Here is a 24,709-nt window from a genome sequence, read left to right as displayed (position 1 = left end):
GTGCAATCACTTTATACCCTGCTTTATGAGCAAGATAATCCTGCACTACTTTTAACTTGAACTGCTCGTCGTATTTAGTCATGAAAAAACCCAAAAAGTTGGTGTCCAACTTTTTGGGTTCAGTTCATGTCCGGAGCTGTTTTTTTACTGACAGCCCAAAGCACTCACACCGACAAATCTACCTGCTGCAAGCTATGCGCCTTGCCATCTTCACTCAGCCACACGCCGGAAGAACGGATTTGTCCATTCGATTGATTTTGCGCATTATTCAGAGAAAACTGGGTGCTGGCATTGCCCAGATACAGGGCGCCGACATTCGCCTGTTTTAGTGTCTGCAACTGGTCGTGGCCGGCACCGTCCTTGGTCCACACTTTCAGTTTCTGGTAGACCGCATCATTTTCATCTATCCAGTGATTGCCGTCGCTGTCGTAGGCCGCCAGCTCAGCGAAGCCATTGCCGGTACCGGGGCCAAATAATTCAGTGCCATTATTGATCTTGCCGTCATTGTTTTTATCCAGCGCCAGAAAGCCCGCACCCTGGACAAAGGAAATATTTTCTTTGGTGCCGTCACCATTCAGATCAAAGGCAAATTTCTGTGATGTCAGTTGGGCAGAATTACCGGCAAAATTGATGACCAGGGGATCCACTTTTTTGGCATCACCAAGGCGGATGTGGGTATCGCTTTCTTCGTGATAACTGCGGTTTAGCTCGAAGGACAGATCGAAACTGATTTCCTTGTTGTCGGCAGTGAGAATTTTACCGCTGGCCTTGAAAGAAGTCTGCTCGGTTTCGGTATAGGATTCGTGCGTATCGACCTCGACACCCCATCCAGCCTTTGCTGCTGGTTGTGCCGGTGGTGCTGTCGATGGTGCTGCCGTAGCATCAGCGGCTGGCGAGGCTGTGCCTGCCGTGGTACCTGACTGCACATCGGCACTGCTTAAGGTATTGATTTTCTTGCCGGTCATCAGTTCGATAATGTATCTGATCAAACGTATGCGCGGGTCATTGTCGGCCTCATCGGTGGCCTTTTGTACTGCATCAGCCTCAGCAGTCGAACTTGCCGGTGCCGCCTGGGCGGCACGTGCCGCATCAGAAATCTGCACGCTGCTGGAGGCATTCTGCAAATTTGCCGGCAAAGCGGTGTTCCGCCCTTCAAAATCGGGGCGCGTGTCACCTATCCAGGCACGCAGTTTTTCCTGGGTTTCCAGCGTACTGCTGGCAACATGATTAGATGCCAGGGATATGTCAGAAGAAACAATTTTCACGATGCGCTCCCGCCTTGCACTAAAAAATCAATATTGAGAACCGGCGGCAAGTTGTTGTGTCATTTTTCAAAACCCAATACCTTACCATCGCAGCCCAGGCAGGGACGCGACCACGCATGACGTGCATGCCTGATGCCAGTTTTAACGGCACGCAAACCCTGGTCTGATGAGCATTCAGACGAAATGTGCGTGATCACATGATCTAACGGTCAAAGTTGAAAAAGCTTTATAGAACAATGCAAAGAAAAGTGGATTTGTTCCCGACATGCATGGAACCTTTGGAACATTAGAGGGTCTGTTTGCTCTTTGCAGAGCAACACGATAGCAACCATTTCAAAAACAGGATTTACGCTTCTGACAATGAAGAAAATGCAAATGAGGAATTGAGTTCTGCTAAGCTTGCGAATTATTTTTCGATCCATTCGATCCATTCAACTCATTTCATTCAACTTATTTACCAGGAAAGTTCATATGACCAGATTGCGCCTCTTGAGCAGCATCCTTCTTTCCGCAGGCTTGCTGAGTTCAGTCAACCTGCTGGCGATTGCCGCTGCCTTGCCTGGGCAAACTGTCAGTTCTGAACCAGCCATGCCTGCCGGCAAAGTCAGCGCAAAAGTCAGTGCCGAAGCAAGCAGGCAACTCAATGCACTGGCTGAACAGTATTACAACAAGCAGGCAGCATTCGAACCCATAGGGGCGTCCTATAATGGCGACACCCGCTTTGATGACCGTTTGCCAATGACCATAGCACCTGCCGTCAAGGCCAAACAGGTCGCCATGTGGCAGGACATCGCTGCCAATCTCTCCAGAATCAATCGACACGCACTGACCGTAGCCGACGCCGTCACCTATGATTGCCTGAATTTTGAAATCCATGCCAATCTCGACATGAGCAAGTTTGATAATCAGTTGTTACCACTAAATCAAATGGATAGCGTGCCGGTCACATTGGCGCAATTTGCCTCCGGTCAAAATGCCCAGCCTTTAAAAACGGTCAAACAATACCGGATATTCCTGCGTCGCCTGCAACAATTGCCGCTGTGGCTGACGCAGGCCACCAGCAATATGCGTGAGGGCATGCAGCGTGGCATCGTATTGCCCAAGGCACTGGTTACCTCTGCCCTGCCGCAATTTGCACAACTGGCACAACTGACGCAATCAGCAAACGACAAAATCGACGATCATGCCTATTACGCTCCTATCAAGAATTTTCCTGCCAACTTCTCCGTGGCTGAAAAACAGGCATTGACACAGGAATACCGTAACGCACTAAACAGCCAGGTGTTGCCGGCACTGCGCCAGTTCTATCAATTCCTGTCTACCGATTACCTGGCCGCCAGTCGCAGCAGCAGTGGCTGGAGCGCCCTGCCCAATGGCGATGCCTGGTACCGTGCCTGGGTCAAAGACCAGACCACGACCGACATGGCTCCGGAACAAATCCATGCCCTGGGTCTGAAAGAAGTGGCGCGCATACAAAGCGAGTTTGTTGCTCTGGGACCAAAACTAGGCTACAAGGGTGACCCGGTTGGTTTGCCCGCATGGATAGATACACAACGCCAATATCGCCCGTACAAAACTGAGGCCGAGGTACTGGAAGGCTATCGCCAGATCGAAACCAAGGTCAAAGCTAAACTGCCGGCCCTGTTTGACAAGATGCCCAAGGCCCCGCTGGATATTCGTGCCGAACCTGAAATCAGCCGCCAGACGGCATCTGACCATTACACCCAGCCTGCATTTGACGGTTCCCGTCCTGGGGTGTTCTGGGCGGTCATCAACGATCCGGCCGACTACAGCACGACGGGCATGACAACCCTGTATCTGCATGAAGGCCAGCCCGGCCACCATTTTCACCTGGCAAGATCACAAGAACTGGATATCCCCAAATTTCGCAAATTTGGCGGCAACAATGCCTATACCGAAGGCTGGGCGCTGTATGCCGAAACCCTGGGCAGGGAAATGGGCTTATTTGAAAATGATCCGAATGCCTATCTGGGTCACCTGACCGATGAACTACTGCGGGCCACCCGCCTGGTGGTGGATACCGGCCTGCATTCCAAGGGCTGGACGCGTGAACAGGCTATCGCCTACCAACAGGCTACCCTGGGTTACAGCGAAGCTGCTTCGCGCCAGGCGACAGAACGTTATATGGCCTGGCCGGGTCAGGCGCTAGGTTACAAAATAGGTTCGCTGAAAATCATGGAATTGCGCCAGAGAGCCAGCACTGCGCTCGGCCCGCGCTTTGATTTACGACAGTTCCATGACGTTATTCTCAGCGATGGCACCTTGCCGCTGGCCTTGTTGGAAGCCAAGGTGGATAAATGGATAGCTCGCCAACAGACAAATTGATGCAGATTTGACTTATTTTGCATTGCTTGATTGACCTGCAACACTATCTGAAGCAGAATGAAATGAAATAATTCATTCTTTTATGATACGTGGGGACAGGTCACAAGCGGATGCGACGCCGCACCTCCCCCGACTGAACGGGCAGCAAGTATGCCCACACTCATGGTTGTTTAATTTGTGCAAAAGACATCTGCGATGAATAAAATCGATGCACTCAATAGCATAGCCGAACAAGCGCAACGCGGAGAACTGGTGTTCCCGACGAATGTGGCGGCTTCTCTCAAGCTTCAACAAACGCTGGATGACCCGGATTGCAGTATTGATACGGCCACCAAGCTGGTACTGAACGAGCCCTTTCTTGCCGCCCGTATGGTGGCGATTGCCAATTCTGCCGCCTACAGCAGAGGCAGCGATGTGACCAATGTCAAAGCGGCCATCAACCGGCTGGGGTTCCGTACCCTGCGTGCGGTCGTGGCGTCATTAGTCGTACGACAACTTGCTGGTACCAGCAAGAACAAGCAATTGCAGATGATGACCAACAAGCTGTGGGAACACACGGCCCAGGTCGCGGCCCTGTCCCAGGTGATTGCCCGACGCATTACCAAGCTTGACCCGGACACTGCCATGTTTGCCGGTATCGTGCATGAGGTAGGTAATTTTTACCTGCTGTCGCGAGTGGATGAATATCCATCACTGATAGAACGTGATCAGCCTGCCCCGGATTCCAGCCCTGATGATTTGCCGTCTTTTTCGGATACCATCATCGACCGTGAATCGTCTGAAACCCAAATCGGTTCTGCCGTCATACAAAGCCTGAAGTTGCCACAGGCCGTGGTAGAAGCGGTGCAAGCCCTGTGGTTTGGCTTGCGCGCCATGCCGCCAGAGACCCTGGGTGATACCCTGCTGCTGGCAAACGAACTGGCCACCACGCATTCCCCCATGGACATTCATTCCTACGCTGAAGAATCCGAACAGTATTCATCAGAAATTGATTTCGTCGTCGGTGATGGTACGCTCAACAGCATCCTTGAGGAATCGGAAGAAGAAGTCAAAACCCTGGCTGCCGCACTGCTGGTCTGAATCAGCCCATATCACAAGAAAAAGGGAAGGCAGCTGTAGCGCCTTCCCTTTTTGTTTTAGGGCGTGTTGACCTATGTTTTAGACTCTGAGGCTTTCAGGCTTTCAATGCAGCCATAATTTGCTGCAAGGACGATGGATCTTCTATCGTCGTTAAATCACCTGCATCACGCCCTTCACAGATCGCCTGTATCGAGCGGCGCAATAATTTGCCGGAACGGGTTTTCGGCAGCATGCCGACAAAATGCACGCGTGCTGGCCGGGCGACCGCACCGAGCTGTTTGTCGACAACGCCCATCACTTCCCCTTCCAGTGCACGCTTTTGTTCAGGTGTGGTGGCCAGTTCGGGATGCCGGAGTATCGCAAAAGCCACCGCCACCTGACCTTTGAGTTTGTCTTCCACCCCCACCACCGCCACTTCAGAAATTTGCGGATGGCTGGAAATGCTTTCTTCTATCTCGCGTGTGCCCAGGCGGTGTCCGGCAACATTGATGACATCATCGGTACGGCCAAGGATGAAGTAATAACCATCCGCATCCCGGATGCCCCAGTCAAAGGTTGAATACAATTGTTCATGCGCAAAATTGGACCAGTAGGTTTGTACAAAGCGCTGATCATCCCCGTACACGGTCTGCATGCAACCTGGTGGCAAAGGCCCCTTGATGGCGACCACGCCTTTTTCATTGACGCCACATTCGGCCCCGGTATTTTCGTTGATAATGCGCACGTCATACCCATACATGGCAATACCGGGGCTGCCCAATCGGGTCGCAGTCTGTTCCACGCCACGTGCCACAGTCAAAATCGGCCAGCCGGTTTCAGTCTGCCAGTAATTGTCGATGATGGGCACACCCAATTCAGTAGCGATCCAGCTGGATGTGGTTTCATCCAGTGGTTCGCCAGCAAGGTACAGGGCTTTCAGCGAAGACAGATCATATTTACGCATCAGCTCAGACGGATGCTTCTTCAAGACACGTACCGCTGTCGGTGCCGAGAACATGCGCGCGACCTTGTACTTTTCAACGATGCTCCACCAGATGCCGGCGTCCGGACGTATCGGCGTGCCTTCATACATGATGGTAGCCATGCCGGAAATCAAAGGGCCATACACGATGTAGGAATGCCCTACCACCCAGCCTATGTCCGATGTCGCAAAATAGGTTTCTCCCGGCTTGGCACAGAAGATCTGTTTCATCGATGAAGCCAGTGCCACCGCATAACCACCGACATCACGCTGCACGCCCTTGGGTTTGCCGGTAGTGCCGGACGTGTACAGGATATACGACATGGCATTCGAATCCAGCCAGGTCACAGCTACCTGCGCATCCATGTGTTGCGCCCTGGCTGTCGCATAATCGACATCACGCCCAGCCACTAACTGCATGGCATCCAGACCGCGATTCACCAGCAAGACATGCTCGGGTTTGTGTTCAGCCAGTGCAATGGCGTCATCCAGCAAGGGTTTATAAGGCACAGCCTTGCCACCACGCATGCCGGCATCGGCCGATACCACCAGCACAGGCCTGGCATCATCGATCCGCGTACCCAGGCTTTTTGAGGCAAAGCCGCCAAACACCACGGAATGCACGGCACCTATGCGGGCACAGGCCAGCATGGCAAAAGCTGCTTCGGCGATCATGGGCATGTAGATCAACACCCTGTCACCCTGCTTGACGCCCAGATTCAGCATGATGGCTGCCATGCGCTGCACCTCGGTGTGCAGTTCGGCAAAGCTATAGGTTTTCTCGGTATTGGTTTCAGTAGAAATGGCGATCAATGCCGGCTTGTCTGCCTGTGTTTTCAGCCAGCGGTCCACCGCGTTATAGCAGAGATTGGTTTCACCGCCGACAAACCATTTTGCAAACGGGGGCTTGCTGTGGTCAAGCACCTGCTCATACGGCTTGTGCCAATCTATCAACTGCGCTTCTTTGGCCCAGAAGCTTTGCGGGTCTTGTATCGATTCCTGATAAAACGCTGCGTAAGTCATGCTGTCTCCTTCGGTATCACAAAATGTTTTCACCTAGTACCGCACCGCTGAGCGTTTATTTTTATTTTTGGACAGTGGCGCTGGCGCGAGGCCATGCCTGCACTTTGACGTGCATAAAGCTACTTCAATTCAAATCAGAAAACTGTCAGCTAATATCTATGGCCGGAATGCGTACCCATCCCTCCATCAACACCCGCGCGCTGCGGCTCATGATGGCCTTGGTGACACTCCATTCGCCGTTGACCTGTGTCGCCTCAGCCCCTACCCGCAAGGTGCCGGACGGGTGCCCAAAACGCACGGCAGTACGTGCACCACCTCCAGCAGCCAGATTCACAAGAGTACCCGGTATCGCTGCCGCAGTGCCGATGGCTACGGCTGCCGTACCCATCATCGCGTGGTGCAACTTGCCCATGGACAGGGCGCGTACCAGCAAATCCACATCAGTTGCCTGGACTTGCTTGCCACTTGAAGAAGTATAGCCAGCCGGTTTGGCAACGAACGCCACCTTGGGCGTGTGCTGACGTTGTGCGGCTTCGCTGATATCCTTGATCAGCCCCATGCGCAATGCACCATACGCACGTATGGTCTCAAACATGGCGAGAGCCTTGGCATCACCATTGATGGCATCCTGCAATTCGGTACCGGTATAGCCGATCGCCTCTGCATTCACAAAAATCGTAGGAATACCTGCATTGATCATGGTCGCTTTAAGCGTACCCACACCTGGCACGTCAAGATCATCAACCAGATTACCGGTCGGGAACATGGAACCGCCTGCGCCCTCTTCATCTGCCGCCGGGTCCATGAATTCAAGCTGTACTTCTGCTGCCGGAAAGGTAACGCCATCCAGCTCAAAATCACCCGTCTCTTGCACTGCCCCATCAGTCACCGGCACATGGGCTATGATGGTCTTGCTGATATTCGCCTGCCAGACACGGATGGTGGCTATGCCGTTTTGCGGCACACGTTCAGCATCGACCAGCCCGGCACTGATGGCAAAGGCACCGACAGCGGCAGACAGGTTGCCACAATTGCCGCTCCAGTCTACAAATGCCTTGTCTATAGCTACCTGGCCAAACAGGTAATCAACATCATGATCCGGTTTGCTGCTTTTGGACAGGATCACGGTTTTGCTGGTACTGGAAGTCGCGCCGCCCATGCCATCGATCTGTTTGCCATACGGGTCGGGGCTGCCGATTACACGCAATAACAAGGCATCACGTGCTGCACCTGGCTGCTGTGCTGCTTGCGGCAAATCCTGTAGGCGAAAAAACATGCCCTTGCTGGTGCCACCGCGCATATACGTCGCCGGGATTTTGATCTGAGGAAGATGGGCCATTGTCTTTAACTCTTTAAAATTTGATTCAGAGGTAGCGCTACTCAATGATGAGTAGCGCTTACAACTAATGTCAGCACAACTAATGTCAGCACAACTTACGCAGCCTTGGCAGACTCCAGGAAGTCTTGCGCAAAACGCTGCAAAACACCGCCAGCTTCATAAATCGATACTTCTTCTGCTGTATCCAGGCGGCACAGCACAGGCACTGCCACTGATTCACCATTCTTGCGGTTGATGATCAGCGTCAGGGTTGCGCGTGGCATGCGATCACCTATGACGTCAAAGGTCTCTGTACCATCGATGTTCAGCGTCAGACGATTCACACCCGGCAAAAATTCCAGCGGCAAGACACCCATGCCGACCAGGTTGGTGCGGTGTATGCGCTCGAAACCTTCAGCGACAATCACTTCTACGCCAGCCAGGCGCACGCCCTTGGCGGCCCAGTCACGTGAAGAACCCTGGCCATAATCAGCACCGGCAATCACGATCAAAGGCTGTTTGCGCTCCATATAGGTTTCTATGGCTTCCCACATGCGGGTGATCTGACCTTCGGGTTCTATGCGTGCCAGTGAACCTGCCTTGACCTTGCCATCGACCACCACCATTTCATTCTTTAGTGTCGGGTTGGCAAAGGTGGCGCGTTGTGCCGTTAAATGGTCACCACGGTGGGTCGCATAAGAATTGAAATCTTCTTCTGGCAAACCCATCTTGGCCAGGTATTCGCCAGCGGCACTATCGAGCATGATGGCATTCGATGGTGACAGATGGTCGGTCGTGATGTTGTCACCCAATACTGCCAGCGCACGCATGCCCTTCATGCTGCGCGCCCCTGCCAGTGCGCCTTCCCAATATGGTGGACGGCGGATATAGGTGGTTTGTGGACGCCAGTCATACAGGGGGCTGACTTTTTCACCATCATCAGCCTGTCTGGCAAACATGGGGATATAGACTTTACGGAATTGCTCAGGCTTGACGCTGGCAGCCACCACGGCATCGATTTCTTCATCCGTAGGCCAGATATCTTTCAAGGTCACAGGCTTGCCTGCTGCATCCAGACCCAGCACATCTTTCTCGATATCAAAACGGATCGTGCCAGCAATCGCATACGCGACGACCAGCGGTGGCGAAGCCAGGAAGGCTTGTTGCGCATACGGGTGAATACGTCCATCAAAATTGCGGTTGCCCGACAACACAGCCGTTGCATACAAATCACGGTCTATGATTTCTTTCTGGATGACAGGGTCAAGCGCACCCGACATGCCATTGCAGGATGTGCAGGCATAGGCAACCACACCAAAGCCCAGTTGTTCCAGCTCAGGCATCAAATTAGCCTCTTCCAGATACAGGGTCACGGCCTTGGAACCAGGGGCAAGTGAACTCTTGACCCAGGGTTTGCGAGTCAGGCCCAGCCTGTTGGCATTGCGTGCCAGCAAACCTGCAGCCACCATATTGCGTGGGTTATTGGTATTAGTGCAGCTGGTAATCGCAGCGATGATGACTGCGCCGTCAGGCATAAGACCAGGCTCATTTTCTACCGTACCACTGATGCCGCGTGCAGCCAGCTCAGACGTTGGCACACGCTTGTGCGGGTTGGACGGGCCAGCGATATTGCGGACAACAGAAGACAGATCAAACTTCAGCACGCGTTCATATTCTGCATTCTTCAAGGTATCAGCCCACAGGCCAGTCTCTTTGGCATAGGTTTCTACCAGCTTGACGAGCTCATCATCACGACCTGTGAGTTTCAGGTATTTGATGGTTTGCTCATCGATGTAGAACATGGCGGCAGTGGAACCAAATTCAGGTGCCATGTTGGAAATAGTAGCGCGGTCACCCAGAGTCAGATGGGATGCACCTTCGCCATAAAATTCCAGATAAGACGATACGACTTTTTGATTGCGCAAAAATTCTGTCAATGCCAATACCGTATCGGTTGCAGTGATGCCTTCTTGTGGCTTGCCTGTCAGTTCTACGCCGATGATGTCTGGCAAACGCATCCAGGATGCGCGACCGAGCATGACGCTTTCTGCTTCCAGGCCACCGACACCAATCGCGATCACACCGAGCGCATCCACCATAGGCGTATGGCTATCGGTACCGACCAGGGTATCTGGATAAGCTACGCCGTCTGTGACCTGTACGACTGGTGACATGCGTTCCAGATTGATCTGGTGCAGGATGCCGTTGCCAGGTGGGATCACATCCACATTCTTGAATGCCTTCTTGGTCCAGTTGATGAAGTCAAAGCGATCTTCATTGCGCCTGTCTTCAATGGCACGGTTTTTATCAAACGCATCAGGGTCAAAACCACCGCATTCAACCGCCAGCGAATGATCAACCACCAGTTGGGTAGGCACGACCGGGTTGACCAACGCCGGATCACCGCCCTGCAAGGCAATCGCATCGCGCAAGCCAGCCAGATCGACCAGCGCAGTCTGGCCGAGGATGTCATGGCAAACCACACGGGCCGGGAACCACGGAAAATCCAGATCACGCTTGCGTTCTATGAACTGGCGCAGGGAATCAGTCAGCGTAGCCGGGTCGCAGCGGCGCACCAGGTTTTCTGCCAGCACACGTGAAGTGTAGGGCAGCTTGTCATACGCGCCTGTCACGATGGCATCTACTGCTTCACGTGTATCAAAATAATCCAGAGTAGTGCCAGGTAGTGGCTTGCGGAATTGAGTATTCATGGCTCGCTATTTTTAAATATTAGTATTCGGTATTTAGAAGATTTCATAGAACAACTCAGAGTTGCAATTTGAAGCCTTCATGTGATGCTGTGAAGCCCATGCTTCCGTAGAATCTGTGCGCCTGTATGCGTTTCTTGTCGCTGGTCAGTTGCACCAACTGGCAACCGCGCTCACGCGCCAATTGTATGGCCTGCTCTATGAACCAGTGCCCTATGCCCTGCCCGCGCAGATAACCCTCAACCCGCACGCTTTCTATCATGGCGCGGGTAGCACCTTTTCTGCTCAGACCGGGGATGAAAGTCACCTGCTGCATGGCAATGATGCGGCCATCCATCTCAGCCACCATCAGAAATTGATTGTCATCGGCTGTTATGCGCTCAAAAGCTTCGGCATAACATGCGTCCTCCGAGCCCACGCCTTCACGATTTTTGCCCAGGTCATCATCGGCAATGAGTTCCAGCAGGCGCGGCAGATCCTGCCTTACAGCGCGTCTTGTGCTGAGTCTGGACAGGTCTGCCTGCTCTTTCATATAGCAACCTCTGGTTTGCTTGCTTATTTAGTTACTTGCGTTTATTCAAAGGAACAAATTTCAGGTCTTCAGGGCCTACATAATTGGCACTAGGACGAATGATCTTGTTATCGATACGCTGTTCTATGATGTGGGCCGCCCAGCCCGATGTACGCGCAATCACGAACAAAGGCGTGAACATGGCAGTTGGTACACCCATCATGTGGTAAGACACGGCAGAGAACCAGTCCAGATTCGGGAACATCTTCTTGATATCCCACATTACTGTTTCCAGACGTTCGGCGATATCAAACATCTTCATTGCGCCGGCTTCTTTGGACAGGCCGCGTGCCACTTCCTTGATGACCTTGTTGCGTGGATCAGAGATGGTGTACACAGGGTGACCGAAACCGATCACCACTTCCTTGTTTTCCACGCGTTTCTTGATATCTGCTTCTGCTTCATCCGGATTGTCGTAACGCTTCTGGATTTCAAACGCGACTTCATTCGCGCCGCCGTGTTTGGGACCACGCAAGGCACCGATAGCACCAGTGATGGCGGAATACATGTCAGAACCTGTGCCAGCGATGACTCGACCAGTAAAGGTGGATGCATTGAACTCATGTTCTGCATACAGGATCAATGAAGTATGCATGGCTTTTTCCCACGATGCGCTTGGCTTTTCACCGTGCAGCAGATGCAGGAAATGGCCGCCTATGGAATCATCATCGGTTTCAGTTTCTATACGCTTGCCGTTGTGGCTGTAGTGGTACCAGTACAGCAGCATGGAGCCCAGCGATGCCATCAGACGGTCGGCAATATCACGTGCGCCGGGGGTATTGTGATCATCTTTTTCTGGTAATACGCAACCCAGTGCAGACACGCCGGTACGCATGACATCCATAGGATGGGACGATGCTGGCAACCATTCCAGTGCCGCCTTGACGTTGGCAGGCAAGCCACGCAAGGCTTTCAATTTGGCTTTATAAGCACGTAATTCTGCGACCGTCGGCAATTTGCCATGCACCAGCAAATGGGCAATTTCTTCAAACTCGCAAGCGTCCGCCACGTCCAGAATATCGTAACCACGGTAATGCAGGTCATTACCGGTTTTGCCTACGGTACACAGAGCAGTATTACCTGCTGTCACACCAGACAGGGCAACCGATTTCTTGGGTTTGAAAGGAACTGCTTCAGTCATGATTTTTTCTCCAGTATTTCATTAGAAGTGCTATTCCCCTTGGCTGGCTTGATGCAGCACAATAAGGGAACGGGCTATATACGTATTATTTACGTACTATTGGGTCTTTTGCTGTGCAAAAAGAGCATCCAGCTTTTGTTCAAAATCGTGGTAATTGATGCGCTCATACAATTCCATGCGGGTTTGCATGGTGTCGACGACATTTTTTTGCGTGCCATCACGACGTATCGCGCCATAGACGTTTTCTGCCGCCTTGTTCATGGCGCGGAAAGCGGACAATGGATACAACACCAGGCCCACATCCACGGCGGCCAGTTCTTCGACAGAGAACAATGGCGTCGCACCAAATTCAGTAATATTCGCCAGAATAGGCACTTTGACGGCATTGGCAAATTGCTTGTACATCGCCAGTTCAGTAATCGCTTCCGGGAAGATCATGTCGGCACCTGCCTCCACACATGCCAGGGCACGTTCAATTGCCGCTTCCAGACCTTCGACGGCCAAGGCATCGGTGCGTGCCATGATGACGAAGTTGTCATCGGTACGTGCATCGACTGCCGCTTTCACGCGGTCTACCATTTCCTGCTTGCTGACTATCTCTTTGCCCGGACGATGGCCGCAACGCTTGGCACCCACCTGGTCTTCAATATGCATGGCAGCAGCGCCAAACTTGATCATGGATTTGACGGTACGTGCCACGTTAAAGGCAGAAGCGCCAAAGCCGGTATCGACATCGACCAGCAAAGGCAGGTCACAGACATCGGTGATGCGGCGCACATCGGTCAGTACATCGTCAAGGTTAGAGATACCCAGATCAGGCAAACCCAGAGAACCGGCAGCAACGCCGCCACCGGACAGATAAATTGCCTTGAAACCGGCACGTTTTGCCAGCAAGGCATGGTTGGCATTGATTGCACCTACGACTTGCAGTGGGGATTCTTCCTGCATCGCCTTGCGGAAGGCGGCACCTGCGGAGTATGTACTCATGTGTATGCTTTCAGGTTAATGAACAGATTCTGGCAAGCGCATTGCAAGCGGCATGCCACCTTTGGTAACAAACACGACCAAGGCAACTGAAACACATAAAAATCAACTACTTATCCAAAAAAATCGTGAAACAGGCCTTGAGGCAAACAGAAAATAAAGTGCATAATGATGTTTCAAATAGAAACTTGAAACGAAATTGAAACAACGTTGAAACAAATTTGAAACATTAATTGAAACGCACATTGCAACACAGCTCGAAACACTCAATGAAGCAAGCCCAGGAACAATCCTGAACACAGGCAGCACACATCCTATAAGACACTACATGCAATGAAACACCCAGCACCGCAACGCGACAACAGCGACAAACCCGTGATCTGGACGGTATCCATTTCGCGGCTGTTCGACATGTTCCGCGACATCATGGTCGAATACGATGGCCGCGCCGACATTGAACCCATACACATGGGCTTTGAAGAAGCCGCGCAATACCTGAAAGAACGCCTGCAAACGGAAAGATGCGATGCCGTCATAGCCGCTGGTTCAAACGGTGCCTATCTGAAAAATAGACTGCCGGTACCGGTCGTCATCGCCAAGGCCAGCGGCTTTGATGTCATGCAGGCCCTTGCCAGGGCACGCAAGGTCTCCCCCGCCATCGGCCTGATCAATTACCAGGAAACCATGCCGGAACTGGCGGATTTCAAAACCACCTTCGGCTTCCCGCTGGAACAGCGCACCTATGTCACCGAAGAAGATGCACGCGCCCAGATCAGTGAACTGAAAGCCAGTGGCATCAAGGCCATCGTTGGGGCCGGCCTGATCACTGACCTGGCAGAAGAAGCCGGACTGACTGGTATCTTCATGTATTCAGCGGGGTCAATACGCCAGGCCTTTGATGACGCACTGGAAATCGCCCGTCTGACCCGGCTGGAATCTGCCCGCGGCCGCCAGCATCCGGCGGCAGATGCACTGCGTGCACGTCACAACCTGAATGACTTGCGGGGTGACTCGGCTATCATGCAGGCAACCCGCAAATCGATAGCCCTGTTTGCCCGCTCACCCGCTACCGTATTGCTGCAAGGTGAAACCGGCACCGGCAAGGAACTGGCAGCCCAGGCCCTGCACCGTGAAAGCACCAGGGCACGCCAGCCTTTCGTGGCCGTCAATTGCGGTGCCATTGCCGAAAGTCTGCTGGAATCTGAGTTATTCGGCTACGAAGAAGGTGCGTTTACCGGATCAAAACGGGGTGGCCATGCCGGCCTGTTTGAAACCGCCCATCGCGGCACCGTATTTCTGGATGAAATTGGTGAAATGCCTCTGGGTTTGCAAACCCGGTTATTGCGGGTACTGGAAGAGCGTGAAGTAATACGTGTAGGCAGCATGCGTCCCATTCCGGTTGACGTGCGCATCATCAGCGCTACACACTGCAATCTGGAAGACCGTATCAAGGAGGGAAAATTCCGCGCCGACCTGTATTTCCGGCTGGCGGTTTTGCGACTGCATCTGCCCGCATTAAGGGAACGAACAGACGACCTGCTCCCGCTTGCCGAATGGTTTCTCAAGCATGCTCTGGCCGGCATGGGCACGCGGCCCCATGCCAATTTGCATGCAGAAATCGCCTCTTGCAGCAATTTGTTGCAGCAATACACCTGGCCTGGCAATGTCCGGGAACTGCGAAATCTGATGGAACGCCTGGCCCTGTTCCTGGCAGCAGAACCCTTACAGGCCCTGACGCCAGGCTTTGTTAACCGAACCTTGCCGGAACTGATAGCAGTTGGCATACCTGCCAACGTAACTGAAACGACCGAATTGGCAGACCCGGCGACAGACTTGACGAACAAGGAAGAATCACTGGAACAGGTCATGCAAAAATTTGGCAATAACCGTGAAGCGGTGGCAGATTATCTGGGTATCAGCAGGACCACTTTGTGGCGGCGGCTGAAAAATTGAGGCTGACGGCAGTTGCAGAAAAAAGCGTAAAAAGCAGTTGCGCAAAACAGGCTGTGCAAATAGCTGTGTAAATAGCCGTGTAAATACCGCCAGAGAAACATTTATTGAACATCTTGACCACTCAATTTCCAGTACGGTAAGGTAAAATGAAATTGAGCTGCAACTCACTATCAATGGGTGCATTTGTCTTGCATAAAAAATATTATGAAAAAATTACTAATTGTTGATGATAGCAAAGTGTCACGCATGGTCATACGTGCCCATGTCAAGGCAGCGCAGCCAGATTGGGAAATCTTCGAAGCCAGCACGGGCGAAGAAGCCATGAAATCCGTGCAGGAAAACAAGCCAGACTATTGCACCATGGACATCAACATGCCTGGCATGCTGGGAACTGATGCCGCAGAGAAAATCTTGAAAGACCATCCGCATGTACGCATTGCCATCTTCTCTGCCAACGTGCAAGATAGCATGCAGACAAGAGCCAATTCCATAGGCAGTATTTTCGTGGCCAAACCCGTCACTGAAAAATCGATCACCATCGTCCTCAATTATTTTGCGAGCGGTCAATGAACACTCTGACTGAACTTCATCTTGATGCACTGAGTGAAGTTTTCAATGTCGGTGCTGGCAGGGCAGCAGCCAGCCTCAGCGACATCGTTGGTGAAGAAGTTCGTCTATCGGTTCCTTCTGTAGAAATTCGCAAGTCGTCAGAAATTGACGTGTCCATCATGGGCATGCAAAGCGACAAGTTTGGTGCCGTTCACCAAACCTTTAGCGGTACGTTTGAAGCCGACGCCATACTCCTGTTCACCGAATCCCATGCCCTTGAAATCGTGCGCGATATGATGGGGTCACAGATCAGTATCGAAGACCTGGCAGAGTTCGAGCAGGAAGCCATGTGCGAGCTGGGCAACATCATACTCAACGCCTGCCTGTCGGCGATGGCAGATATGCTGAATATACCGCTCACCTGTTCCCTGCCTGATTATTCGGTCGCCACCACGGAAGAAATCTTCCGGCGTGTCAGTGATGATCTGGAGCAACCATATGTCTTGCTGCTGCATATAGACCTGACGATAGAGAGAAGACATTCCGAAGGTCATCTGATTTTCCTGCTCAGCTCAACTTCGTTGACTGATTTGATCACTCAAATAGAACGTTTCCTGGGGGAAACCTGATGGCGCAGTTCTTGTCCACCAGCCCGGTCGCTGTGGAGCAAATTCTGAACTCCATCAGCCTTGGATTGATACTGGTCGATGCAGAACAACATGTCTGCCTGTGGAATGGCTGGGTAGAAAGGCATAGCGGCGTTGCCGCCGGGCAGGCACTGGGCCGCCATATTTCAGAAGTTTTTGAAGAATTGCCCAGTCGTGCCATCCTCAATGCCATCAGCAATACCCTGAATTACGGGTTGCCGGTGGTCTTGTCAAATGCGCTGCATCGCTCACCCTTGCCTTTATTTGAGCGCAGTGAGCAGGACGATGAAAAAAAGCGCATCCACCAGTCCATCACCATTACGCCGCTCAATGCGGACAATGGCAGCAGGCTATGCCTGATACAGGTCAGCGATTCATCTACCTCAATCAAACGCGAAAAAATCCTGCGCACCCATTCCGAGGCATTGAAGCGAGAAGCTACTACAGACAGTCTGACCGGCATCTACAACCGCCGCTTCTTTGACGAACATTACAAAATAGCGCTGGGTCACGCGGTGCGTCACAATGTTCCCTTGTCTATTTTCATGCTCGACATCGACTTCTTCAAGGAATACAACGATAGTTACGGCCACGTAGCTGGTGACAAGGCCTTGATACTGGTCGCCGCTGCTTTACGCAAACAATTACTGCGCGCCACCGATGTGCTGGCACGTTTCGGCGGTGAAGAATTTATCTTGATGCTGCCAAATATGGCGCCGGAACTGGCGATGGATTTTGCAGAAAAACTGCGTCGTGCCGTATGGGACCTGAATATCCCGCACATCAATTCGCGCATCGGGGACCGTGTCAGCATCAGCATAGGTTTCAGCAATTTCTACAAGCATCCAGAAGTGGATCAGCATATGTTACTGAAATGTGCGGACGCAGCTTTATACGAAGCAAAAAAATCTGGTCGAAATCAAAGTCATTACCTGCCATTGCAAAATTTTCACGTACCTTTGGCCAGCAGCACTGCTTCTACTAATATTCAAGACCAGGGCTTGCTCAAGCAAGAGGTCGGCCCGGTTTAATTTTCATCTGTTTTTTGTTTTCAACTCATGACCTAGGCATGTGCCCATTTAGTGGCTGGTCAAGCCACGCATACGCATACACAAACACATACACATACATCAACACAAACACTCACAAGGTATAAGCATGCGTAAATCACTTTCAGTATTTTCTCCTGCACGCCGCACTATGCATCACCTGATCGCTGCCGGTCTGCTGGCTTTTTCTGGCCTGGCAAGTGCACAGCAAGTCTTGCGCGTGTCCGCCATACCCGATGAAGCCCCTACAGAATTGCAGCGCAAGTTCAAACCACTGGGCGCGATGCTGGAAAAAAAGCTGGGTATGAAAGTGGAATTCATTCCCGTCACCGACTATGCGGCATCGGTCGAAGGCCTGATTAATAAAAAACTCGACATGGTCTGGTTTGGCGGCTTTACTTTCGTACAGGCCAAGGTCCGCAGCAAAGATCAGGTCATACCGCTGGTGCAGCGTGAAGAAGATGAAAAATTCAAATCAGTATTCATCACCACCGACAAAAGCATCACCAAACTGGAAGACCTGAAAGGCAAGACCTTTACCTTTGGTTCCGAATCCTCTACTTCCGGCCATCTGATGCCCCGTTCTTATCTGCTGGCCGCGAAGATCAACCCTGACACGGACATGAAACGCATCGCCTTTTCTGGCGCGCATGATGCGACTGTGGCTGCGGTATCGGGCGGCAAGGTAGATGCAGGTGCGCTGAATATTTCAGTCTGGGAAAAACTGCTGGCACAAGGCAAGGTCGATACCAAACTGGTCCACGTGTTTTACACCACCCCAGGCTATTTTGACTACAACTGGTCAGTGCGTGCCGACATGCCTGCCGACTTGCGCAAGAAGATCACAGATGCATTCCTGAATCTTGATCCCGCCAATCCGCAAGACAAGGAAATCCTGGATCTGCAACGTGCGACCCGCTTCATCCCTACCAAGGCTGACAACTACAAGGCCATAGAAGCGGCAGCACATAATGCCGGCCTGCTGAAGTAATGCCGGCAGCAATGTCGGCAACAATGACTACAGTGCAGCTACGTTTGCAGCAATTGAGTGTGGCTTTTCCCGGTGCGGCACACACTGCACCGGTGACAGAGCAAGGGCAAGAGCAACAGCAATACATACTTGAGAACCTGAACCTGACAGTAGCCCAGGGTGAGCAGATTGCCATCATAGGCCCGTCTGGTGCTGGCAAAACCACGCTGCTGCACACCCTGGCTGCGGCCCACCAGCCTGCCAGTGGCCAATTCCAGTTCATGGACCACGATGTCTGGGCGCTGTCACATACGGCGCGCCATGCCTTGCGCCGCCATCTGTTTCTGGCGCCGCAAACACCGCCACTACCAGCACGTCAGCGCGTGGTTACTGCGGTACTGGCCGGTCGCCTGCCACACTGGACACTGGCACAGGCACTGCGCAATCTGATCAAGCCCACAGACCCGCTGGCTGCCTGGCAAGCCTTGCAGCGTTTTGATCTGCAACACAAGCTGTATGCCAGAGTAGATAAACTGTCTGGCGGTGAACGCCAGCGCTGTGGACTGGCACGCCTGCTATTGTCCGATGCCAGCCTATTGCTGGTAGACGAACCCCTGTCTGCACTGGACCCGACTCTGGCCCTGCAAACCCTGAACACCTTGCAGCAGGAAGCACAACAACGCAATGCAACACTGATTTGCAGCCTGCATCAGGTAGAACTGGCACGTCAGCACTTCACGCGCATCATAGGCTTGCGTGCCGGTAAAGTGCTGTTCGACAGCAATAAAGTAGATGATCAGATGATCGCTGATCTGTACCGGAATGCTGGCAGCCCACAGCAACAATCATTGGATATGACTGCGCTGGATCAGCCTGATTTTTCTGATGCCCCCCGCTGTTTTTAAGCACGATGACACAGCAAGCAAGCCATTCCAACTTACAGCCAGCACATGATCCTGCATGGCGCATACGGGTAACAGCCACGCTGTGCATGCTGGTGCTGCTCTGGCCCATGCTGCTGATCACTGAATTCAAACCCTGGCAACTGATCGATGCACAAAGCCTGGGGGCAACCTGGCGTTTTTTGTCCGGCTTTTTTCCGCCTGCGCATTCCACAGAATTTTTATTGATCGTGCTGGAAGCAACCTGGCAAACCATCGCCATTGCTACGGCGGGCCTGACACTGGCCTTGCTGGGCGCGATACCCATGACCCTGATCGTCAATGAACATTTATCGATTTCACGCATCGGCAGCGGACGCATGCATGGCATGGCCAGGCTGTTGCGCCAGATGGTACGCTGGAAGCTGGTCTTGTTGCGCAGCGTGCCCGAGCTAGTCTGGGCCTTGTTGTTTGTGCGCCTGGTCGGGCTGGGGCCGACAGCGGGTGTATTTGCCATCGCCCTCACCTATGCCGGCATGCTGGGCAAGGTTTATGCTGAAATACTGGAAGCCAATGATGCCCACGCCACTGACAGCCTGCTCAGGAATGGTAGCAGCCGTCTGACGGCGTTTTTGTACGGGGCCTTGCCAAATGCCGCGCCAGAACTGATTTCCTACACCATCTATCGCTGGGAATGCGCGATACGTGGCTCGGTCGTCATGGGTTTTGTCGGTGCTGGCGGCCTGGGGCAGCGTATGGATGAATCCATGAAAATGTTGTCAGGCGCTGAAGTGTCGACCATGCTGATCGTTTTCGTGCTGCTGGTGGGCATTGCGGACCTGGCCAGTAAATTATTCCGCAAGGCACTGGCATGAGTACGCAAGATAACAACATGCCAGTCGCACCGGCGCTATTCAGCCCGCTCAAGCTGGCATTGAGCACAGGCATCATCTTGCTGGTCGTGACCAGTTTTGTCAGTCTGAACATGGAATGGCGTGCCCTCTTCAGCGACGATGCCGCAGGCAAAACCTGGGAATTTCTGCAAGGCTTCGCGCCGCCAGACATCAACCCTGCCCTGCTCAAAAAAACCGCCTTCGCCTCTTTTGAAACCCTGGCCATGTCGGCACTGGGCACCTTGATTGCTGCCATCCTTGGCCTGTTTCTGGCATTGCCAGCCAGCGGTCGTTTTGGCCAGGTTGCAAAAAGCAGTACGCGATTATTTCTGAATGTAGCGCGCGCCATACCCGAACTGGTGTGGGCATCCATCATGCTGATTGCCGCTGGGCTGGGTCCATTTGCCGGCACTATCGCGCTGGCCGCCCATACCACCGGCGTACTTGGCCGCCTGTTTGCTGAAGTTCTGGAAAACGCTGCGCCACAGGCAGAGACCAGTTTGCGCCTGAACGGTGCATCTGCCATCAATGCCTTTATGTATGCCACGCTGCCACAAAGCCTGCCGCAAATGCTGTCTTACACCCTGTACCGCTGGGAAAACAATATCCGCGCTGCCGCCATACTAGGCGTGGTCGGTGCCGGTGGGTTGGGGCAGATGTTGAAGTATCATCTGTCGCTATTCCAGATGCAGACAGCCGCCACGGTCATCATCGCCATGCTGATACTGGTCGCCATGGTGGATGCATTGAGCTTCGCCATGCGGCGCTGGCTCATGCATTAGATTAAAATGACTTCATGAGCCTATCCGCCAAACCCTATCTGCAACGCATCAGCATGCGCGATGATGCTGTCATTGATTTTGACAGCTACCCTTACCATATCCCGGCAGTACGCGAACTGGACGTGCTGGAGTTTCATGCCGATGTGACTTTTTTAGTCGGTGAAAACGGGGCCGGCAAATCAACCGTGTTGGAAGCCATCGCCATGGCGCTGGGTTATGGCCAGGAAGGTGGTACGAAAAATGTCGCCTATCGCACCACTGATTCAGTGTCTTCATTGCATCAGAATTTACGATTATCCAAAAGCTTCAAGAAACCACGTGATGGTTATTTCTTGCGAGCAGAAAGTTTTTTCAACGTCGCCACCTATATGGATGAAGTTGGCTATGTTGGGGGTTATGGAGGATCACTGCATACACGCTCGCATGGCGAATCTTTCATGGCACTGTTGCTGAACAAACTCGAAGGGAATGGCCTTTACCTGATGGATGAACCCGAAGCTGCGCTGTCACCCAACCGTCAACTGGCCGCCCTGAGCGCCATCCATCAACTGGTACAGGATGGATCGCAATTCATTATCGCCACGCATTCACCGATACTGCTGTCCTACCCGCATGCGAAAATCTACCAGTTTGATGGCAGCGGCATCACGGAAACCAGCTATGAAGACACGGAACACTTTGCAGTGACCCGTGACTTTCTCAACAATTACCCCAAGCGGCTGGAACAGTTATTGGCTGATGAAGAATAAGCAGATTCTCAACGCTTGCTTTACCAGTTGATTACGCAAGACAAAGCCAGCAAACCCAGTGCCAGGACAAAATACAACAACTGCAAGGGTATCATCCACTTTGCCCAGGTAGCCCAGGGTATGCGCGCCAGCGCCAGCACGCCGACGGTAATGCCGGATGTTGGTATCATCGGCGTTGTGAATTCACCAAACTGAAATGCCAGTATGGCAGTCTGTCTGGTCACGCCGACCAGGTCAGCCAGGGGTGCCATGATGGGCATGGTCAATGCTGCCTGCCCGCTGCCCGAATGGATGAAAAAGTTGATGACAGACTGAATCACAAACATCTTGTGTGCTGCAAAGATAGGATGCGAGGACTGCACGAAAGGCATGAGAAAATTCAACATGGTGTCAATGATATTGGCATCACGCGCCAATATCATGGTGCCGCGTGCCAGGGCTATCACCAGTGCGGTGGTGACCAGGTCTTTGGCCCCCTGCATGAAAGCTTCTACAAAACTGTCAGCACTGAGCTTGCCGACCACACCCACCAGGATGGCCATGACCAGGAACAAGGCCGCAATCTCTTCTATATACCAGCTGTATTTAACTACACCGACCACCATGGCAATCAGCGTAAACAGAAACATACATAGCACAGCCTTATGAGTCGTGGTCATGCCAGTAAAACTGGTGAATTCATCAATTTTGAGATTTTTGCGTTTTTCCTCATCAATTTCAAAAGTTGGGCTGAGCATGGGATTTTTCTTGATGCGTGCCGCATACCAGCTGAGAAAAGCAATAGTGACCACTGTCGCCAGCAACCACGCAACAAGCCGGAAACCTATACCAGAAAATAAGGGCACGCCAGCAATTCCCTGTGCAATACCCACATTGAAGGGATTCAGAAACGCTGCAGCAAAGCCCACTTGTGAACCGATAAAGGGAATCGATACGCCCACCACCGAGTCATAACCCAACGCCAGTGCCAACGGGATGAAAATCATGACAAAAGGTATCGCTTCTTCTGCCATGCCAAAAGTCGCGCCGCCCAAGGAAAACAGCGTCACGAACAGAGGAATGATACCAGCCCTGACCAGGCTGGAATGGGTATGCGCCCTGGCCACGGATTTGATCATGGCATCAATCGCTTCCGTTTTTTGCAAGACGGCAAATGCTCCGCCGACGATGAGTATAAAACCGATGATCAATGCCGCTTCCACAAAGCCCCTGACCGGTGCCATCATCAGGGCAACGATACCTTGCGGATTGCTGGTGACGTAATGAAAGGTGGAAGGATCAATGAGTGTCTTTCCATTGACCATATGGGTATCATATTTGCCGCCAGGTACCAGCCAGGTGGCCAGTGCAATCAGGGCCAGCAAGGAAAATAGCAGGACAAAGGTATTCGGCAATCTGAGGTTTTTCAGCATGATGGATTCCGGGTCACAAAGACAGTAAATTGCCGGTGCGGTACGCAACAGGGCCAGCAATCTTGGCGATGCGCATGCCGTGGGTGGCATAACGTCTGGCCACACGCGCAAACAAGATGCCCGATACCGTCGCCAATACCGGCGTCATCCGTGCGCTGACAGGATCAACAATGTCTGCCACTTTTTCACCTGCTTCAATGTAATCACCCGTTTCCCTGGTAAATACCAGGATGCCTGCATGTGGGGCGCGCAAAGGCTCTACACCTTCCAGCGGCGTGGGCTGGCATAAGGCCTGAGGTAAGGCTGGTGCTTTTCCACGCAGATAACCCGCATGTCTGAGGAAATTAATGATAGCCAAGGCATCTGCCTGCGCCACTTCATGACTGACCTCGGTTTCGCCACGCAATTCCACTGTGATGGCCATGCAGGCATTCGGGATCGGCGTCGCCGTACCAAAGTGTTGCGCCAGTTCCCACCAGTGGCGTGAGCAGGATTCGTCAAAAGGATCATCCCCCGACAATACCGATACCAGCACCGCCTGCGCCCCCAAATAAGCTGCCAGCGGCATACAATCATCTGCCAGGGGTGTCCCTGTATATAAATGCATGACAGCCTGGTTATCACAATGCAGGTCCAGCACGATGTCGGCATCCACCGCCAGGGTTTGCAAGATTTTCTTTTGATGATCGGTCGCGGTGTCCGGCTGCCATTCCCGCAATACGGCAAGTGCCTGCTGGCGTATCAGTTTTACATTTTCATTTGCATCTGCACCCAGTTTGCTCTCCAGCAAAGGCAATAGATGTGGCGTCAGATGGCGATAACCACGGTTGAAATTGATGCCTGTCGCCAGGTCAAAGCGGCCAAAAGCCGTGCCCTGTATATCCTGCGCCAGCCCTATCGGGTTAGCCACTGGCACCAGCACGATTTCTGCGGCGATGGCTGCAATTTTTTCATACTGCTCCAACATTTCACGCAGGTAGTAGTTCACCAGCATGCCGGGTATTTCATCCGCATGCAAAGACGACTGTATATATACCTTGCGCCCCTGGCCCGATTGAGCAAATGAGCCGTAATGAAAACTCCGCAATTCGCGCACCGTCCCGCTACTGATATCGGGCAATGCATGTTGCTGTATCTGCATAGAAAACTCTTTTCTTTGTTGGTAATACTAAAACCAAAAACAGAATCGCAATTTGATTCTGAATTTACATGAATATGGTCCGGCTCATGCAGGATTTATCCCAAGGATGTTCCCGCTACTTCAATCGCAATTTGTACAGGCAGCGTAAAAACAACACCGCAGCAACTGCCTCTCACTGCAAACAAATGAACGATTTTTTACATATTCTACATTTATGAAAATAAAACGACAAATAGTATTGAAAATATTTTTAAACAGGTCTACAGTTCATTCATCGAAAAAGTTT

Annotated in this window: 20 protein-coding genes; 11 read left to right on the top strand and 9 right to left on the bottom strand. The window is 52.4% G+C overall.

What is annotated here, in order from left to right:
- Positions 1 to 164: 164 nt before the first annotated feature.
- Positions 165 to 1,265, bottom strand: coding sequence for a hypothetical protein (locus tag ACO0LK_RS26170; RefSeq protein ID WP_422980374.1), 1,101 nt, complete (start codon positions 1,263 to 1,265; stop codon positions 165 to 167).
- Positions 1,266 to 1,736: 471 nt separating this feature from the next.
- Between ACO0LK_RS26170 and ACO0LK_RS26165 the strand changes: the two genes are divergently transcribed.
- On the top strand, positions 1,737 to 3,611 hold the full coding sequence (locus ACO0LK_RS26165; protein ID WP_422980372.1) for a DUF885 domain-containing protein: 1,875 nt from the start codon (positions 1,737 to 1,739) through the stop codon (positions 3,609 to 3,611).
- Positions 3,612 to 3,806: 195 nt separating this feature from the next.
- A complete protein-coding gene (locus ACO0LK_RS26160) occupies positions 3,807 to 4,691 on the top strand; it encodes an HDOD domain-containing protein (protein WP_422980370.1) in 885 nt (294 codons plus the stop codon).
- Positions 4,692 to 4,785: 94 nt separating this feature from the next.
- On the opposite strand, the gene ACO0LK_RS26155 is transcribed toward ACO0LK_RS26160, so the two are convergent.
- The 6 genes from ACO0LK_RS26155 to prpB form a co-directional block, all read right to left on the bottom strand.
- Positions 4,786 to 6,675 carry a propionate--CoA ligase gene (locus tag ACO0LK_RS26155; RefSeq protein ID WP_422980368.1) on the bottom strand — a complete coding sequence of 630 codons (1,890 nt, stop codon included), beginning with the start codon at positions 6,673 to 6,675 and terminating at the stop codon, positions 4,786 to 4,788.
- A gap of 145 nt (positions 6,676 to 6,820) precedes the next feature.
- A complete protein-coding gene (gene prpF, locus ACO0LK_RS26150; RefSeq protein ID WP_422980366.1) occupies positions 6,821 to 8,014 on the bottom strand; it encodes a 2-methylaconitate cis-trans isomerase PrpF in 1,194 nt (397 codons plus the stop codon).
- Positions 8,015 to 8,109: 95 nt separating this feature from the next.
- A complete protein-coding gene (gene acnD, locus ACO0LK_RS26145) occupies positions 8,110 to 10,704 on the bottom strand; it encodes a Fe/S-dependent 2-methylisocitrate dehydratase AcnD (protein ID WP_422980364.1) in 2,595 nt (864 codons plus the stop codon).
- A 55-nt stretch (positions 10,705 to 10,759) separates the two neighbouring features.
- A complete protein-coding gene (locus ACO0LK_RS26140; RefSeq protein WP_422980362.1) occupies positions 10,760 to 11,233 on the bottom strand; it encodes a GNAT family N-acetyltransferase in 474 nt (157 codons plus the stop codon).
- Between the two features lie 31 nt (positions 11,234 to 11,264).
- Complete coding sequence (prpC, locus tag ACO0LK_RS26135) at positions 11,265 to 12,413, bottom strand: bifunctional 2-methylcitrate synthase/citrate synthase (protein WP_422980360.1); 1,149 nt, start codon at positions 12,411 to 12,413, stop codon at positions 11,265 to 11,267.
- 96 nt (positions 12,414 to 12,509) lie between these two features.
- A complete protein-coding gene (prpB, locus tag ACO0LK_RS26130) occupies positions 12,510 to 13,400 on the bottom strand; it encodes a methylisocitrate lyase (protein ID WP_422980358.1) in 891 nt (296 codons plus the stop codon).
- Positions 13,401 to 13,730: 330 nt separating this feature from the next.
- Here prpB and prpR point away from each other — a divergent pair, with 330 nt between their 5' ends.
- The 9 genes from prpR (at position 13,731) to ACO0LK_RS26085 (ending at position 21,870) form a co-directional block, all read left to right on the top strand.
- The gene (gene prpR, locus ACO0LK_RS26125; protein WP_422980356.1) at positions 13,731 to 15,350 is read left to right on the top strand and encodes a propionate catabolism operon regulatory protein PrpR; all 1,620 of its coding nucleotides are present in this window, start codon (positions 13,731 to 13,733) and stop codon (positions 15,348 to 15,350) included.
- Positions 15,351 to 15,554: 204 nt separating this feature from the next.
- The gene (locus ACO0LK_RS26120; protein ID WP_422980354.1) at positions 15,555 to 15,920 is read left to right on the top strand and encodes a response regulator transcription factor; all 366 of its coding nucleotides are present in this window, start codon (positions 15,555 to 15,557) and stop codon (positions 15,918 to 15,920) included.
- Positions 15,917 to 16,528: a chemotaxis protein CheC gene (locus ACO0LK_RS26115; protein ID WP_422980352.1), complete on the top strand. Its 612-nt coding sequence runs from the start codon at positions 15,917 to 15,919 to the stop codon at positions 16,526 to 16,528. The genes ACO0LK_RS26120 and ACO0LK_RS26115 overlap by 4 nt, the downstream gene beginning before the upstream one ends.
- On the top strand, positions 16,528 to 17,577 hold the full coding sequence (locus tag ACO0LK_RS26110) for a diguanylate cyclase (RefSeq protein WP_422980350.1): 1,050 nt from the start codon (positions 16,528 to 16,530) through the stop codon (positions 17,575 to 17,577). The genes ACO0LK_RS26115 and ACO0LK_RS26110 overlap by 1 nt, the downstream gene beginning before the upstream one ends.
- A gap of 127 nt (positions 17,578 to 17,704) precedes the next feature.
- Entirely contained in the window at positions 17,705 to 18,586 is an 882-nt protein-coding gene (locus ACO0LK_RS26105) for a putative selenate ABC transporter substrate-binding protein (RefSeq protein WP_422980348.1), read from the top strand.
- 23 nt (positions 18,587 to 18,609) lie between these two features.
- A complete protein-coding gene (locus ACO0LK_RS26100; RefSeq protein WP_422980346.1) occupies positions 18,610 to 19,470 on the top strand; it encodes a phosphonate ABC transporter ATP-binding protein in 861 nt (286 codons plus the stop codon).
- Positions 19,471 to 19,475: 5 nt separating this feature from the next.
- A complete protein-coding gene (locus ACO0LK_RS26095; protein ID WP_422980344.1) occupies positions 19,476 to 20,321 on the top strand; it encodes a PhnE/PtxC family ABC transporter permease in 846 nt (281 codons plus the stop codon).
- On the top strand, positions 20,318 to 21,121 hold the full coding sequence (gene phnE / locus ACO0LK_RS26090) for a phosphonate ABC transporter, permease protein PhnE (RefSeq protein WP_422980342.1): 804 nt from the start codon (positions 20,318 to 20,320) through the stop codon (positions 21,119 to 21,121). Before ACO0LK_RS26095 ends, phnE begins: the two co-directional genes overlap by 4 nt.
- Positions 21,122 to 21,135: 14 nt before the next feature.
- The gene (locus tag ACO0LK_RS26085; RefSeq protein WP_422980340.1) at positions 21,136 to 21,870 is read left to right on the top strand and encodes an AAA family ATPase; all 735 of its coding nucleotides are present in this window, start codon (positions 21,136 to 21,138) and stop codon (positions 21,868 to 21,870) included.
- 20 nt (positions 21,871 to 21,890) lie between these two features.
- Here ACO0LK_RS26085 and ACO0LK_RS26080 read toward each other — a convergent pair whose 3' ends face one another.
- Both ACO0LK_RS26080 and ACO0LK_RS26075 read right to left on the bottom strand, forming a co-directional pair.
- Entirely contained in the window at positions 21,891 to 23,372 is a 1,482-nt protein-coding gene (locus tag ACO0LK_RS26080; protein WP_422980338.1) for a YfcC family protein, read from the bottom strand.
- Entirely contained in the window at positions 23,296 to 24,423 is a 1,128-nt protein-coding gene (locus ACO0LK_RS26075; protein WP_422980337.1) for a succinylglutamate desuccinylase/aspartoacylase family protein, read from the bottom strand. Before ACO0LK_RS26075 ends, ACO0LK_RS26080 begins: the two co-directional genes overlap by 77 nt.
- Positions 24,424 to 24,709: the final 286 nt, after the last annotated feature.

The sequence above is a fragment of the Undibacterium sp. Ji49W genome (assembly GCF_049340205.1).
Lineage (GTDB): Bacteria > Pseudomonadota > Gammaproteobacteria > Burkholderiales > Burkholderiaceae_D > Undibacterium.
The sequence above is the reverse complement of the archived record's forward strand: the minus strand, read 5'-3'. Positions and strand labels throughout refer to the sequence as shown.

Bases quoted from the DNA above. Each gene is read 5' to 3' on its own strand.
- prpC (WP_422980360.1), bottom strand. From the start codon at position 12,413: ATGACTGAAGCAGTTCCTTTCAAACCCAAGAAATCGGTTGCCCTGTCT.
- ACO0LK_RS26075 (WP_422980337.1), bottom strand. From the start codon at position 24,423: ATGCAGATACAGCAACATGCATTGCCCGATATCAGTAGCGGGACGGTG.
- acnD (WP_422980364.1), bottom strand. From the start codon at position 10,704: ATGAATACTCAATTCCGCAAGCCACTACCTGGCACTACTCTGGATTAT.
- ACO0LK_RS26140 (WP_422980362.1), bottom strand. From the start codon at position 11,233: ATGAAAGAGCAGGCAGACCTGTCCAGACTCAGCACAAGACGCGCTGTA.
- ACO0LK_RS26095 (WP_422980344.1), top strand. From the start codon at position 19,476: ATGACACAGCAAGCAAGCCATTCCAACTTACAGCCAGCACATGATCCT.
- ACO0LK_RS26085 (WP_422980340.1), top strand. From the start codon at position 21,136: ATGAGCCTATCCGCCAAACCCTATCTGCAACGCATCAGCATGCGCGAT.
- ACO0LK_RS26120 (WP_422980354.1), top strand. From the start codon at position 15,555: ATGAAAAAATTACTAATTGTTGATGATAGCAAAGTGTCACGCATGGTC.
- ACO0LK_RS26155 (WP_422980368.1), bottom strand. From the start codon at position 6,675: ATGACTTACGCAGCGTTTTATCAGGAATCGATACAAGACCCGCAAAGC.
- ACO0LK_RS26160 (WP_422980370.1), top strand. From the start codon at position 3,807: ATGAATAAAATCGATGCACTCAATAGCATAGCCGAACAAGCGCAACGC.
- ACO0LK_RS26100 (WP_422980346.1), top strand. From the start codon at position 18,610: ATGACTACAGTGCAGCTACGTTTGCAGCAATTGAGTGTGGCTTTTCCC.
- ACO0LK_RS26110 (WP_422980350.1), top strand. From the start codon at position 16,528: ATGGCGCAGTTCTTGTCCACCAGCCCGGTCGCTGTGGAGCAAATTCTG.
- ACO0LK_RS26080 (WP_422980338.1), bottom strand. From the start codon at position 23,372: ATGCCACCCACGGCATGCGCATCGCCAAGATTGCTGGCCCTGTTGCGT.
- ACO0LK_RS26115 (WP_422980352.1), top strand. From the start codon at position 15,917: ATGAACACTCTGACTGAACTTCATCTTGATGCACTGAGTGAAGTTTTC.
- prpB (WP_422980358.1), bottom strand. From the start codon at position 13,400: ATGAGTACATACTCCGCAGGTGCCGCCTTCCGCAAGGCGATGCAGGAA.
- ACO0LK_RS26105 (WP_422980348.1), top strand. From the start codon at position 17,705: ATGCGTAAATCACTTTCAGTATTTTCTCCTGCACGCCGCACTATGCAT.
- phnE (WP_422980342.1), top strand. From the start codon at position 20,318: ATGAGTACGCAAGATAACAACATGCCAGTCGCACCGGCGCTATTCAGC.
- prpF (WP_422980366.1), bottom strand. From the start codon at position 8,014: ATGGCCCATCTTCCTCAGATCAAAATCCCGGCGACGTATATGCGCGGT.
- ACO0LK_RS26165 (WP_422980372.1), top strand. From the start codon at position 1,737: ATGACCAGATTGCGCCTCTTGAGCAGCATCCTTCTTTCCGCAGGCTTG.
- prpR (WP_422980356.1), top strand. From the start codon at position 13,731: ATGAAACACCCAGCACCGCAACGCGACAACAGCGACAAACCCGTGATC.